The organism is Solirubrobacter deserti (genome assembly GCF_027587175.1).
Lineage (GTDB): Bacteria > Actinomycetota > Thermoleophilia > Solirubrobacterales > Solirubrobacteraceae > Solirubrobacter > Solirubrobacter deserti.
Genome location: NZ_JAPCID010000091.1, coordinates 1 through 13,142, shown reverse-complemented (window position 1 = coordinate 13,142; position 13,142 = coordinate 1). Strand labels below are relative to the sequence as shown.

8 protein-coding genes and 2 pseudogenes are annotated in these 13,142 nt (G+C 71.9%); all 10 read right to left on the bottom strand.

Going from position 1 to position 13,142, the window contains the following annotated elements; translation table 11 throughout:
- Window positions 1-491, bottom strand: a pseudogene (locus tag OJ962_RS33465) (hypothetical protein); the annotation flags it as partial.
- Window positions 492-494: 3 nt separating this feature from the next.
- Window positions 495-2,126 (bottom strand): FHA domain-containing protein, encoded by a 1,632-nt coding sequence (locus tag OJ962_RS33460; RefSeq protein WP_202956761.1) that lies wholly within the window; start codon window positions 2,124-2,126, stop codon window positions 495-497.
- A gap of 6 nt (window positions 2,127-2,132) precedes the next feature.
- Entirely contained in the window at window positions 2,133-5,219 is a 3,087-nt protein-coding gene (locus tag OJ962_RS33455) for a PASTA domain-containing protein (protein WP_202956762.1), read from the bottom strand.
- The gene (locus OJ962_RS33450; RefSeq protein WP_202956763.1) at window positions 5,216-5,917 is read right to left on the bottom strand and encodes a phage tail protein; all 702 of its coding nucleotides are present in this window, start codon (window positions 5,915-5,917) and stop codon (window positions 5,216-5,218) included. The genes OJ962_RS33455 and OJ962_RS33450 overlap by 4 nt, the downstream gene beginning before the upstream one ends.
- A complete protein-coding gene (locus OJ962_RS33445; protein ID WP_202956764.1) occupies window positions 5,917-7,914 on the bottom strand; it encodes a putative baseplate assembly protein in 1,998 nt (665 codons plus the stop codon). The genes OJ962_RS33450 and OJ962_RS33445 overlap by 1 nt, the downstream gene beginning before the upstream one ends.
- Window positions 7,911-8,312, bottom strand: coding sequence for a GPW/gp25 family protein (locus tag OJ962_RS33440; RefSeq protein ID WP_202956765.1), 402 nt, complete (start codon window positions 8,310-8,312; stop codon window positions 7,911-7,913). Before OJ962_RS33440 ends, OJ962_RS33445 begins: the two co-directional genes overlap by 4 nt.
- Window positions 8,313-8,322: 10 nt before the next feature.
- Window positions 8,323-10,026, bottom strand: a complete 1,704-nt coding sequence (locus tag OJ962_RS33435) for a VgrG-related protein (protein ID WP_202956766.1) — start codon at window positions 10,024-10,026, stop codon at window positions 8,323-8,325.
- Window positions 10,026-10,685: a CIS tube protein gene (locus OJ962_RS33430; protein ID WP_202956767.1), complete on the bottom strand. Its 660-nt coding sequence runs from the start codon at window positions 10,683-10,685 to the stop codon at window positions 10,026-10,028. Before OJ962_RS33430 ends, OJ962_RS33435 begins: the two co-directional genes overlap by 1 nt.
- A gap of 4 nt (window positions 10,686-10,689) precedes the next feature.
- The gene (locus tag OJ962_RS33425; protein WP_270006916.1) at window positions 10,690-11,079 is read right to left on the bottom strand and encodes a phage tail protein; all 390 of its coding nucleotides are present in this window, start codon (window positions 11,077-11,079) and stop codon (window positions 10,690-10,692) included.
- A 73-nt stretch (window positions 11,080-11,152) separates the two neighbouring features.
- Window positions 11,153-13,142 (bottom strand): annotated as a pseudogene (locus tag OJ962_RS33420) (hypothetical protein); the annotation flags it as partial.

Here is a 13,142-nt window from a genome sequence, read left to right as displayed (position 1 = left end):
GGGGGGGGCGCGACCCCCGGCACCCGCGGCCCCCCGGCTCCGCCCGGCACGTCCGACGCCGGCACGTCCTGCCCCGCGCGGGCGGCCGGCGGCGCGTCCGGCTCGGCCGGCGCCACCGGCTTGGGCGGAGCGTCGCCGTCACCGCCGATCCTCGGGATCGCGGGCAGGTCCACGCGCGAGACGACGTCGGCCACCTTGCCCGGCAGCTCGCCGAGGTTCGGCACGACGTTCTCGGAGAAGTGCCAGATGCCGACGCCCTCCATGGCGGCCGCCATCATCACGCCCGCCAGCGAGGACTTGGACTCGCGGATGTCCAGCGTGTGGAACGCCTTGCCGCCGCCGAGCGACATCTCCTGCGCGAGCTGCTCGAGCCCGGCCTCGCGGCACGTCCCGACCGGGTCGCGGCGGAAGCGCGCGCGGAAGCCCGGGTCGGCCAGCAACCGCTCGATCAGCCGGGCGGCGACATCGGCTTCGGAAGGGGTGGCGGCCACCGGCTACTTCTTCCCTCGGAAGCGTTCCCAGAGCGGCTTGCCCAGCACGAAGAACACCGGCGCGAAGAACGCGACCCACAGCGTTCCCATCACGCCGTAGACGACCGACGCAGGCGCGTAGTCGAGGAAGATGTCCTTGTAGCGGAACGTGATCGCGATCGCGAACAGCGCCATCACGACCGACCAGCCGAGCCCGAACAGCGCGTAGCGCGCGAGCACCGGGGAGTCGTTCTCGCGCCGGCCCTCGCCGCGGATGCGCCGGTCGAACTGCTCCTTCGCGCGCCGGCGCAGCCCCGGCTCGTTCAAGCCGTCGACGAGGATGTGGTAGCCGTCGCGTTCGATGAACGGGTTGAGGTTGAAGAACGCGCCGACGTAGGCCGCGAACGCGAGGTTGAAGAAGATGTCGCGCACGGTCCCCTCGGGGAGCAGCAGCGCGCACAGCGCAAACACGGCGCCGAGGCTGAAGTCCGACGCCGGCCCGGCCGCGCTGACCGCGATCCGCCGCCGCCGCGGCTCGAACCACGCCTCGCTCGTGTCCACGAACGCGTACGGGAAGATCGCGATCGCCTTCAGCCCCGCCTTGTCCACGCGCCGCCCGAAGGAGGCCATCGTCAGCCCGTGCGCGAGCTCGTGCACGCCGACGACGGCGAAGCGACCGAGCAGGAACACGAGCCCGCCCCAGCCGATCTTGGACGCGACCACGAACGGCGTCCCATAGCGGCCCGCGATCAGGTAGATGAACGCGCCGAGCCCGAGCACGCCCAGCACCCCGAGCACGATCAGCGCCGGACGCGTGAAGAAGACCCAGCCGCCGCCGCGGTAGATCGCCTCGATCGTGGGGCCGAGGCCGGTGAAGATCTTCTCCCGCGGCTGGATCAGCTTGCGCCACCACGAGGTCGGCGCCTCCGCGATCGGCTGTCCGCCGGCCACGCCCGACAGGAAGCCACGCTCGCCCAGGTCGGTCAGCAACCGGACGAGCCGGGTCGATCCTGTCGAGCCGAAGCGCTGCTCGCACAGCGCGATCAGCTCCAGCAGCGAATGGGTGCCGTCGAGGCGCTCGAACACCCACGCGTCGTTGTCCGAGAGCCGCAGGAAGGTGCCGTTGCGCGTGTCCTTGAGCACCCAGCGCTGGCGCCCCTCGGACGCGTCCAGCCGCTTGAGGGCGTACCCGGAGCGCACGCGCGGCCGCATCCCGAACTGGGTGCCGCCCGTCCCGACCGCGGGCGCGAACGCGGTCGCGCCCGCGGGCACGAACATCGTCCGCCCGGCCTCGGCGGCCTCGCGCCGGCGCTCCACGCGCAGCTCCGCGTCCCCGAGCCTGATCTTCGCCCCGTCGCGCAGCGGCGACGGACCCGTGACGCGCACCCCGTCCAGCCACGTCCCGTGCGAGGAGCCCGCGTCCTCGAGCACCGCGTCGGCCGTGATCCGCGCGTGCGTGCGCGACACCGACGGATCGTCGAGCAGGACCGTCGAGCCGGGCGCGCGACCGATCACCAGCTCAGACACCACGGGGACCCGCTGCCCGCCGTCCAGCACGAGCTCCAGCGGGGCGGGCGCCCCGTTCAGGGGCGCCCCGCAGCTGCCGCAGTAGCTCGCTCCGCGCTCGAGCTGGCGACGGCAGCTGGGGCACAGCACCGCAGATCAGCCCCCGAGCGTCAGCGGCTGGTACACCATGTCGTCGCCGCCCGGGCTGACGGTCTCGCCCTCGCGCAGGGCGCCGACCGGCACGCGGACGAGCGCACCGACGTCCTCGAGGCACGTCGCGTCCGCCTGGATGACGAGCAGCTCCTGCCCGTCGCTGCGCCACACGACCTTGCACGCGCGCACGGACGTCTTCTTCGCCTTCTCGATGTCGAACCCGTTCTTGGCGTCGCCGATGAACAGCGTGAAGCGCGAGGACCCGTGGTTGGAGATCATCGCGATCTGCTTGCCGTCGGGCGAGATCGCGGCATCGATCGTCATCTTGTTCGGCCGCTCGATGTCGGACACGAAGCGGCCCTTGGTCCAGTCGCCGGGGCTGGAGGAGAACGGGTCGCGGCCGTTCTTGAGGCGCCAGCGCACGATCCCCGCGGCGCTCTGGTCGTTCTTGCCCGCAAAGGCCAGGATCGTCTTGCCGTCCGGCGCCCAGCGCACGACGCGCGACGGCGAGAACGACGGCTCCGCGAGGCAGTTCGCGTCCATGCCGTTCGAGTTGATCTTGCCCAGGCACAGGTCCACGTCCGAGCCGCTGGAGCGGGTGAAGGCGAGCACGTTGGTGTCCGCGGTCGGCGCCCACGCGAGGTTGGAGTCGTTTCCGCCCTCCGGGCCGAGCGCCACCGGGTCCGAGTTCTCCTTCGAGATCTCCTTGAGCATGATCTGGCCGTCGGCGGAGTAGGCGACGTGGTCGCCGGCCGCGCTCCACGCGGGGTCGGTCTCCTCGGCGTCGTCGTCGGCCACCGGGTCCAGCCGGGTGCCGTTGGCGCCGTTGACGCGCAGGACGTTCTTGCCGTTGGTGAAGACCAGCTGCGGCTGCCCGGCGGAGACGAACAGCTGCGCCTTCTGGCCCTTCTTGACCTTCGTGCCCGGCTCGGGCTGGACGCCGATCAGGCGGCCGACCGGCGCGTCGTTGAAGCGCTTGACGGTGTTGGGCACGACGCCGAGGTCGGCGACCTTCTTGGCGTAGGTCTCGACGTCGTCCTTGCCGATCGGCGGCATGGTGATCTCGGCACCGGCGCCCTTGGCGTCGTCGCCGCCACCGCCGCCGCCACCGCCGCCCTCGCCGTCGGCACCGTCACCCTCGCCGTCGCCACCGCCGTCATTCGCGCTCGGGTCCGGGAAGAAGATGTCGACCGGCTCGCCCTTTTGGACCACTTCCTTGGCCGCCGGGATCTGGCTCTCGATCTGCGCCTTCGGGTCCGCGTCGGCCGGGGAGGACTGCCCGAGGGTCAGGCCCTTCTCACGCAGGGTCCGGTTCGCATCCTCCGTGGTCATCCCGGTCAGGTCGGGCACCTCGAGCTTGCCCGAGCCGACCGCGATCAGCACCGTGACGGGCGTGCCCTTCTCGACCTCCTCGCCGGCCTTCGGCGTCTGGTCGATCACGGAGCCGGCCGGCTTGGAGTCGTCGACCTTCGTCTTCTGCGACGGGTCCAGCTTGAGCTCGGACTTGGTCAGCGTCTCCTCGGCCACGAACGCCGACTCGGCGCCCTTGACGTCCGGCACCGCGACGTTCTGCGGCAGCGAGCGGTAGAGCAGGAACAGCAGCAGGATCAGCAGCGCCAGGACGAGCAGCGACCACCACGGGATCCACGGCCGCTGGCGGAACACGCCCTGCGAGGGCGCGAGCGGGCCGGTGATCTTGTTGCCGCCGCGCGTGGGCATCTTCAGCCCGCCGCTCATCATCGAGCCCGCGTTCATGCTCTTCATCTGCGGGCCCGCGAACTGCGGACCGCGCATCTGCGGCATGCGGATCTGGAGCCCGCCCGGGCCCATCTGGACGTCCGGCGGGTACAGCTGCGGCTTGTACACGCGCGGCGGGTACATGCCAGGCACGTTCGCCCGGGGGCGCCGCTTGTACCACTTCTTCTTGGGCGGCGTGGTGTCCACGCCGTCGAGCACCTCGGCGCCCAGCGGCTGCGCGGCCGCGCGCTTGGCGGCCTCGTCGCCCGTGATCGTCTCGATCGAGAGCTGTCGGTCCTTGCCGCGGCCGATCCAGATCTGCTTGGGCGGCTTGACCTGCATCTGGGTCGTGATCGACCCGCCCGCGGGGATCTCCTGCGGCGGCCGGTTGAAGCCGAACTGCAGCTCGCCGTCGGGGTCCTCGCCGTCGAGCGCGACGAGCACCGGGGCGTTGGCCTTGTTGAGGACCGTGACGTCGTAGGTGGCCTTGCGGCGCCCGCGGCGGCGCTGCGGGCGCAGCGCGGTGGCCGTGTCCTCATACGGGCCGATGTGCAGGTGCAGCGGGGCGGCGGCGGCGACGATCCGGCTCGCCTTGGAGTCCGCGACGACCTTGAGCTCCCACAGCCGCGCCTCGGCCTCAGGGCCGCGCGGCGGGTGCAGGTGGACCTCGACCTCCTGCTCGTAGGTCCCGCCCGCGCCGAACGGCACGAGGTAGACGGTGCCGGGGTGGATCGACCACCAGCCCTCCGGCAGGCCCTCGACGCGCAGATCGTAGTTGTCGACGATGCCGCTCTGGTTGCGGATCAGCGCGAGCACGCGGCCGCGCTCGCCCGGCTCGACGGTGTGCTCGAGCACGCCACCCTTGGCGTAGTCGCCCTGCTCGCCCTCGCGCAGCACGATCGTCGCCGGCTCGGCGGGCAGCTCGTCACGCCGGTCGGCGACGCGCGGCGGCGGCGTGCCGCCTCCACGGGCCGGGACGGCGGGCACCGGGGCGTCCACGGGGACCGCCGGCAGGTTGCGCACCATCGTCTTGGCCACCGGGCGCGCGCCGGGCGGCGCGACGGCGGGAACCGGCGCGGGCGGCGTCGGCGGCGGAGGGGCGACCTCGGGCGTGTGGTGGCCGTTGCCAAGGCCGTTGCCGGTCTCGGGCGCGACCGGCGCGGCCGGCGTCACGACGGGCGGCGGAGGCGGCGGCGGAGCGGGAGCGGGGGCCGGGCTGGGCTGGGGCTCGACCTGGTCGGAGGTGATCGCCGGCATCGCGTAGCCGGTCGGCTCCCAGCGCAGGTACTCACCGCAGCTGCAGAAGTCCTGGTCCGCAGGGTTCTCCTTGCCGCAGCTCTGACACGTCCTCATGACTCGACCTTCTTCTTTGCTGCCTTGACGCGCAGCCGGTACGTAGCGTGCACCGGCTTGTACTGCTCGATGATGCGGGCGACGGCCGCCTGCATGTCAGCGTCCACGGGCTTGTCGCAGTAGACGACGAAATCCGAGGACGCGGTATTCCCATCGGTGGCCGGCTTGCCGTGCCAGGTGACGCCGCCGTTGTCCTCCACGCGCAGCGGCACGCCCGGGAAGTGCAGCTGCAGCGCGAGCTCCATGCCCTTCACCGTGCCGCGCCGGCGGCCCAGCTCCGCGGAGCGCCGGACCATCTCGCGCTGGTGCTTGATGTCCTGCGTCTCGTCGAGGTCGACACCCAGCCACGCGGCCAGGAGGCTCAGGATGTCCGGCGGCGCGAGGTTCGGGTCAAAGTGCGAGGGGAGCGCGTCCAGCACCGCGACGATCGGGTCCAGCAGCTCCTCGAGCGAGCCGATGAACCGCATGCCGAAGTCGCCGTCCTGGTAGAGCGAAGGCAGCCCGTTGCGCAGGTACGCGCGCGAAGACGCGACCGGCGGGGTCTCCTTCGGCCCCAGCGACAGCTGCATCATCAAGGTGCCGAAGCCGGCGCCGGAGAACGTGCGATAGCCGTTCCCGTTGCCGTCGGTGGACAGCTCGAGATCGGTCCCGTGACCGTTCGAGCTCTCCTCCGGCCCCTTGTACTGCCCTGTGCTCACTAATCCTCGCGGTGCGTGGCCTTGACGATGTGCAGGCCGGAGGCGATCAACTCGTCCGGCTCCAGCACGATGTGCGTGCCGGCCGGCTTGGCCGACTGCTCGCCCGTCTCCAGGTTGGTCTCGTAGAGACGCAGGATGCGCACGAACTCCACGCCTTCGACGGCATGTACGACACCGTAAAGCTCACCCTGGTTCAGCGCCCGCCCAAATGGCCAGCCCGCGCCGGGGCCCGTCGGATTTCCCCCTACCAGCGGGTTCAGGTACGTGTACAGCGCGTGCGCGACGTCCTGCTCGACGCGCGCGGTGTCCGCAAGCGGACGTGCCTGCAGGTTCACGACGACGCTCAGCCCCCGGAACCGGCACGGCTTGAGCTCCACCTTCGTGCCGATCAGCCGCCGCTCGTCGAGGTACTCGCCGACCTCGCTCAGCAGCTCGGGCTCCGGGACGAGCTCCTCGAAGTGCAGGCGCCGGTCGGCCGGGTAGATGCGCGGGATCAGGTGCAGCGGGACGGGGCCGCCGTCGCGCGGCGGGATGCAGACGGCGCGCGCGACGCGCGGGCTCGCCTCACCGGCCAGGAACTCGAAGTCCTCGGCCGTCACGGCGCGATAGCGCGAGCGGATCTCCATCGACGCGCGCTGGCGCGCGTGCGTGAGGATCTCGGCGTCCACGCCACCGGAGGCCGCGTCCGGGTTGGTGACCGTGTCCACGCCCGCGATCGTGCTCTTGAGCACGCTCAGCGAGTTCGCGGTGACGTTGCCGTCGCGCCCGCCGCCGTGGCGGTACTTGGTGAAGCGCAGGATCGCGCCCTTGGGCGGCACGGCGCCGTACTGGATCCAGCGCCCGCTGGTCTCGCGGATCGCGGGCCCGAACTCCACCTCGCCGGACACCAGGTCGACCGTGAAGTGGCGGTCGTGCTCGGTCGAGCCGACGAAGTCGGTCCGGAACTCCCAGCGCACCCAGTCGCCCGTGTCCGGGTCCTGGACCTCGAGCGTCTCGCTCGCGTCGAGCTTGAGGATCGGGTGGTGGCGCAGCGGGAAGATCTGCCCGGGCGTGCCGTCGGAGGACCCGAGGATCTCGCGCTCGACCAGGGACGCGTGCGTGGCGGGCAGGCGCGCGCCCATCGGGACCGCCGTGATCGAGTAGATCTCCGGCGCGTGCGAGTAGGTCGCGCCCTCGCGGCCGCTGGCCGTCGTCTCGGTGATCCGGCAGCGCAGCCAGTACAGCCGCTGGCCGGCGATCGGGGCGATCGCCGAACGCGGCGGCAGCTCCAGCTCCACCACACCCGAGCCGTAGTTGAAGCCGCCCGTGAGGTCCTCGAGCACGGTCGCCGGGAGCCACTCGTCGTCGCCCTGGGAGACCTCCCAGCGCAGCGGCGGGTCCTCCGGGTTCACGCCCGCGCCGCGCGCCTGCGAGGCGTCGACGTCGATCTGGATGATCAGGCGGTCCAGCGGGTCCTCGAAGCCGAGGTACAGGCAGTCGCCGACCTGCGGCGGCGTGCCGAACGCAAGCTGGTCCGAGCCCTGCGGGCGCGCCTCGCCGTCGGCCACGCCGACGTTCTTGGGCGTCTGCCCGACGCGCTGCAGCACGTAGGCCGCGGGCGTCATGGACGGGATCGTGAAGTCCTCGTCGACCTGGAAGATCACCGACTCGTCCTGGGCGGTGCGCGGCGTGCCGACCTCGGTGTCGCCGCCCGCGATCAGGATCGGCTCGCTCGGCGCGTCCGCCAGCCGGAAGCGCAGGCTCGTGGTGGCGGCGGAGGGGCCGTCGAGGCGGATCCCGAGCAGGTCCAGCAGCGCGACATGGAGCTTGTCCGGCACGCGGTTGAGCCGGTAGATCGTCATCTCCGTCATCCACGCGAACAGCTCGATCAGCGTGATGCCGGGGTCCGAGACGTTGTGCTCGGTCCACTCGGGGCACGAGCGCGCGATGCGCGTGCGGGCCTCGGAGACGAGATCCTGGAAGCGGCGGTCGTCGAGCTGGATCTCGGGGAGCCTCACTCCATCTCCTCCGCGGGGATCACGTAGAAGGGGTACACGAGGTTGCGCGACGTGTTGGTGGCGCGCACCTTGTAGACGATGTCGATGGTGAGCAGGCCGCTCGCGGCGTCCGAGCCGTCGAAGTCGACGCGCTCCACCTCGATCCGCGGCTCCCAGCGGGCCAGTGCGTCGCGGACCGCCTGCTCCATGCTGCCGATGGTGTTCGCGTCGATCGAGTCGAACACGAAGTCGTGCACCCCGCAGCCGAACTCGGGGCGCATGGGGCGCTCGCCGGGCGCTGTGCCGAGGATGAGCTGGATCGCCTGCTCGATGTCCTGCTCGTCCTTGGCCAGCGCGATCCCGCCGCGGCGGTCCACCTGCAGCGGGAAGGCGAGGCCGGATCCGATGATCTCCGTCACGCGTTCGACCCTAACCGATGTTGATCGGCATGCCCTTGATACTTACGGGGCCCGATCCCTGGATGTTGACCGTCGCGCCCTTGAGTGTGAGCGCGGCGGTCGCTTCGACGTTCACCGAGACGCCCTTGACCGTCATGCTCGAGCCCGCTTCGACCACGAACGTCTGGGCCTTCTGCTTGTTGTTGCCGGTCGTGTCGTGGGTCGAGTTGCCCTTGACCGTCGTCTTCTCGTCCTGCCTGATCTCGACGACCATGTTCTGGTCGGACTTGATCTCGAAGTCCTTCTTGGAGTGCTGGTGAATCTTCTCGTTGCTGAGCACCGCGAAGGATCCGTCCCGGTTCTGGAGCAGGTCTGGGCCCGGCTTGTCCCGGCCGTTGAAGGTCGAGCCGAGCACCACCGGGCGCCGGCTGTCGCCGTGCTCGAAGCCGACGATGACCTCCTCGTTGACCTGCGGGAGCATCAGCAGGCCGCGGGCGTTGCCCGTGCTCGGGGTCGCGACGCGCGCCCACGCCGACTCCTCGCTGTCGGACAGGCTCGGGTACTTGACGCGGACGCGACCCATCTGCTCCGGGTCGTTGTTGTTGGTCACCACGCCGACCACCAGCGAGTTGGTCCACTCGCGGTTGGCGGGCGGGCGGATCAACTCGGTGAGCGTCCGGGCGCTGCGTCCGGAGATCTGGAAGCTCGTGTTGTATCCGCGGTGGCCGTGGTAGGTGTGCGTGCTCGAGGAGACGGTGAACTCGCCGCCGAACTTGGTGCCGACGCCCTCGATCTTGACCTTGCCCCCGGCCTTGATCTCCGGGCTGCCGAGCGCGACGCCGTCCGCCTCGTAGAAGGCGTCCGCCATCCGCTGCAGCGTGGCCTTGGCGATCTCGTTCGCCTCGCCGTTGTTGGCCGCGATGCGGTCGGCGACCATCGTCTTTCCGCCGCCGAGGTCGTTGGCGACCGAGCTGCGCTGGACGCCCGCCTGCGACGTCGTCTGCGCGTTGCTCGCGTTGCCGTTGACGACCTGCTTGTTCTTCGGGTCCCAGGCGCGCACCTGCACGGTGTCGACCTGCTGGACGCCGCTCATGCGCGGGCGGAACGTCGTCAGGTTCTCGCCCCAGCGCAGGCTCTTGACCGCGCCGGTGGCCACGTTGGCCTTGCGGAAGTCGAGCTTGCCGTCGACCACGACGACCTCGAAGTCGTGCATCAGCGCGAGCCGCCACAGGAAGTCCCAGTCGGTCTCGTTGCTCTGCTGGAAGAACTCGTGGACGACGCTGGTCGCCTCGATCTTGCCCGCCGCCAGCCCGGACTCGCCGACGACCTTCTTGACCATGTCGGAGGCCGACACCTGCTGGAAGGTGCGCGTCTTCTTCTGGCGGTTGAGCTTGTGCGCCTCGTCGTACGCTCGCGCGGAGATCACGACGCCCTGGGGCGTGAACTCGGGCTCGACGGCCGCGATCTGGCCCTTGAAGATCGTCGTGGTCGACTTGGCGTCGAGCTCGCCCGCCTTGATCTCGAGCTTGGCGCCGATCTTCAGTGGGTTCGTGTCGATGTTCTCGCCCTTGGGGTCCGTGATCCGGACGAGCGCCGTGTCCGGCAGGATGAGGCTGTCGACGACCTTGACCTCGTGCAGGAAGTCGCGGAACTTGGGGTCGAGCGGCTGGCCGTCGACCGCCACCGTCATCGAGGCGACGTGCTGCTCGGACTTGGTTCCGGTCTGCGGCGGCATCAGTTCTCGATGCTCGGGATCGACAGCGAGCGGCCGCGGCGCAGGTGCAGCGGGTTGTCGACGCCGTTGGCCTCGGCGATCAGGCGCCACTGCGTGGCGTCCCCGTACGTGTCGTAGGAGATCGACGGGAGCGTGTCGCCGTCCTTGATGCGGTGCACGCCGAAGCCGGCCTGCGCGCGGGTCGTGGGATTCTGGCCCTTGGGCGGCTCGCCCGTCTGCGTGAGGCTGAGCTTGACGTCGGCGCGCAGCGGCTGGCCCTCGGGTGTGAACAGCTTGTACGTGCAGGTCAGGCTCGTGCACGCGCCCTTGAACTTGAGCTTGCCCCAGCCGAAGGTGATGAACGGCGGCGCGGCGGTCGGCGCGCCCGCGTTCTGGCCGGACGGGACCTCCATCGCGTCGAGCAGCATCGCGGTCGCCTCGCCCACCGACATCGTGAACGGCGGGAACGTCTGGTCGAACAGCAGGCTCAGCTCGAGCTTGCGCGGGTTGCCGCTCGTGAACTTCTGGTTGGGGGAGGACTTGCCGTTGACCTTCTCCGCTTCCCAGGTGTTCGTCTTCGCGATCGAGTACTCGGTCGGGTTGAAGTAGCAGTCGAGCTTCTTGCCGCCCTCGATCTCGAGGTAGGCGCGGACGAAGTTCTCGGGCAGTGCGCTGGCCATCTCGCTACATCACCTTCATGCCGGAGTGGGCGACTTCGAGGGACTGCGTCATGAACTCGTTGCCGCCCGCGTTGAGGTCCGAGCCCGTCCACTTGACCGGGTAGGCGTTGCGGAACGACCACGACTGCACGGTGTTGCCGAGCTCGTCCAGGACGTTGATCGACAGGTCGGTGGGCTGGACCTTCACCACCGACTTCTGGAACCACTCGATCAGCGCCTTCTCCTTGGTGACGCCGCGCTTGAGCGTGATGTTGCCCTGCTTGATGCGCGTCGGCAGGCGGTGCACGAACGTGTTGATGCCGCCCTCCGGGTATTCCATCACGTCGACCTGCGCCGACAGACCCGTGACCTGGGTGAAGAGCCCGACCTCCAGTGTGAGCGACGGGATGCTCACGCTGAACGCTTTCGCGTGCTGGACGGGCGGGTTCGTTTCGGCTGTTCCGCTGGCAGGTGGCATGGGCGGCTCGCTACGGGTTGTCGATGATCAGGTGGCCCATCTGCTCGCGCTCGGCGAGCAGATCGCGCTTGAAGCGGTCGAGGAAGTACTCGTAGAGCTCCTCGCGCTTATGGGCCTCGTCTTGGGCTTTGTTGGGGTCCTCGCCGGGCGCGGGCTGCCCGGACGGCGTTTCGGTCGCGGGCGTCGACGCCGGCGCCGGGTCCGCGAGCTCGCGGGAGATGGTGATCGGCGCCTGCTGCGTGATCTGCGGCGGCCCGTCCTCGCCCGGGGCGGGGAAGTGCACCGTGCGCAGGCCGCCTTCGCCCTGGTTGGAGAGCGCGCCGCCCGTCGCGTCCGCGAGCCGCTCGGCGGCGCTGCGCGCGATCTGCGGCGTGTCGCTGACCAGCTCGAGGTTCGGCCGCTCCGGCGCGGCCATCGGCGCGGCGGCGGGCGCCGCGGCCGCCGCGCCGGCGGCGGGAGCGGCGATCCGCTTGTTCGCGCCCGCGGGAGCCGACGGCTTCGGCGCAAGCGCCAGCGGCGCCGGGGCGCCTGGGGCTGAGGACCGCGCGAGCGTGGCGGGCGCGGACTCGTACGCGGCGCGCGCGATCGAGGGCCCGCCCGTGAACGCGGCCGGCGCGAGCCCGCCCGCCGTCGTCGGCGCGGCCGGCTCCGGCGCCGCGCTGCGCGCGAGCGTGGGGCCGCCCGCGAACGAGCTCTCCGTATCGAGCCCGAGCGTCTCGGCGCCGGTTCGCGCGGCGCGCGCGAGGGTCGGCTGGGTGGAAGCGACGCGCTCGGCGTCGGTCCTCGTCGATCGGGCAAGGGTCGGCCGCTCGCCGGCCTGCGGGGAGCGCGCGAGGGTCGGCTGTGCCGCGCCGGTCTGCGCGGTGCGCGCGACGGTCGGCTGCCCGGCGCCGGTCTGCGCTGCGCGCGCGAGGGTCGGCTGTGCGCCGCCGGTCTGTGGGGTGCGCGCCAGCGTCGGCTGTCCGGGCGCGGCCGTCTCGCCGCCGGCCTGTGCGGTGCGCGCGAGGGTCGGCTGTCCGGGTGCGGTCGTCTCGCCGCCGGCCTGTGCGGTGCGCGCGAGGGTCGGCTCGGCGGTCCCGGTCGTCTCCGCGCCGGCCTGTGCGGTGCGCGCGAGCGTCGGCTGTCCGGCGCTGGTCGACTCGGCGCCAGTTTGCGCGGAGCGCGCGAGCGTCGGCTGCTCCTCGCCCTCTTCCTCGTTCGCGAGCGCATCCGGGGCGGCGTCGGAAGTCGGGGCTTCGTCGGCCGGGGCCTCGCCGCCCGCGGCCGACGGCGACGGAGTCGACGCGTCGTCGGCCGGAGCCGGCGCGCTCGTCGCCGCGGCCGGCCCGTCCCCGCCGGGCGTCTCCTCGTCCTCGTCGTCCGCCGCGCGCGCGAGCGCGGGCCGGCCCGACGAAGCGGCCGGCTGCACCGTCCGCGCGAGGGTCGGCTGAGCCGACGACGCGGCGCCGCCCGTCGTGGTGGGCTGCGCCGAGCGCGCCAGCGTGGGCTGCGGCGACGAGCTCCCGGCTGCGGGCTGGGTGGCGCGTGCGAGGGTCGGCTGCGGGGCCGAGGCCGCGCCGCTGGTCGGCTGCGGCGAGCGAGCAAGCGTCGGCTGCGCGGCAGCCGGGGCGGGTTCCGGCGACGCCGCGGGCGCAACCGACCGAGCGAGCGCGGGGGAGCCGGACTCGGTCGCGTCGCCCGGCGAGCCCGCGGGGTCGGGGTTGGCCGCCGTCGGCTCATCGTCCGGGCCGCCACCGGTGACTGCGTCCATGAAGCGGCGGAAGATGCCGCGCCGCGGTGCTTCGGCCTCGACCGGCTCGGGCGCTTCGGCCGCGACCGGCTCGGCCGCGGGCTCGGGCGTGGGGGCGGCGGCCGGCGCGGGCTCGACCGGCACCACCGGCGGCGCGGCGGCGGCCGCCCGAGCGACCTTCATGGCCGGGCGGGCCGGCGCCTCAGGCTCGGCCCCGACCCTCCGCCCGAGCTTGGCCGGCCCCCGCGGAGGGCTCGCGGGGGGGGTGTGG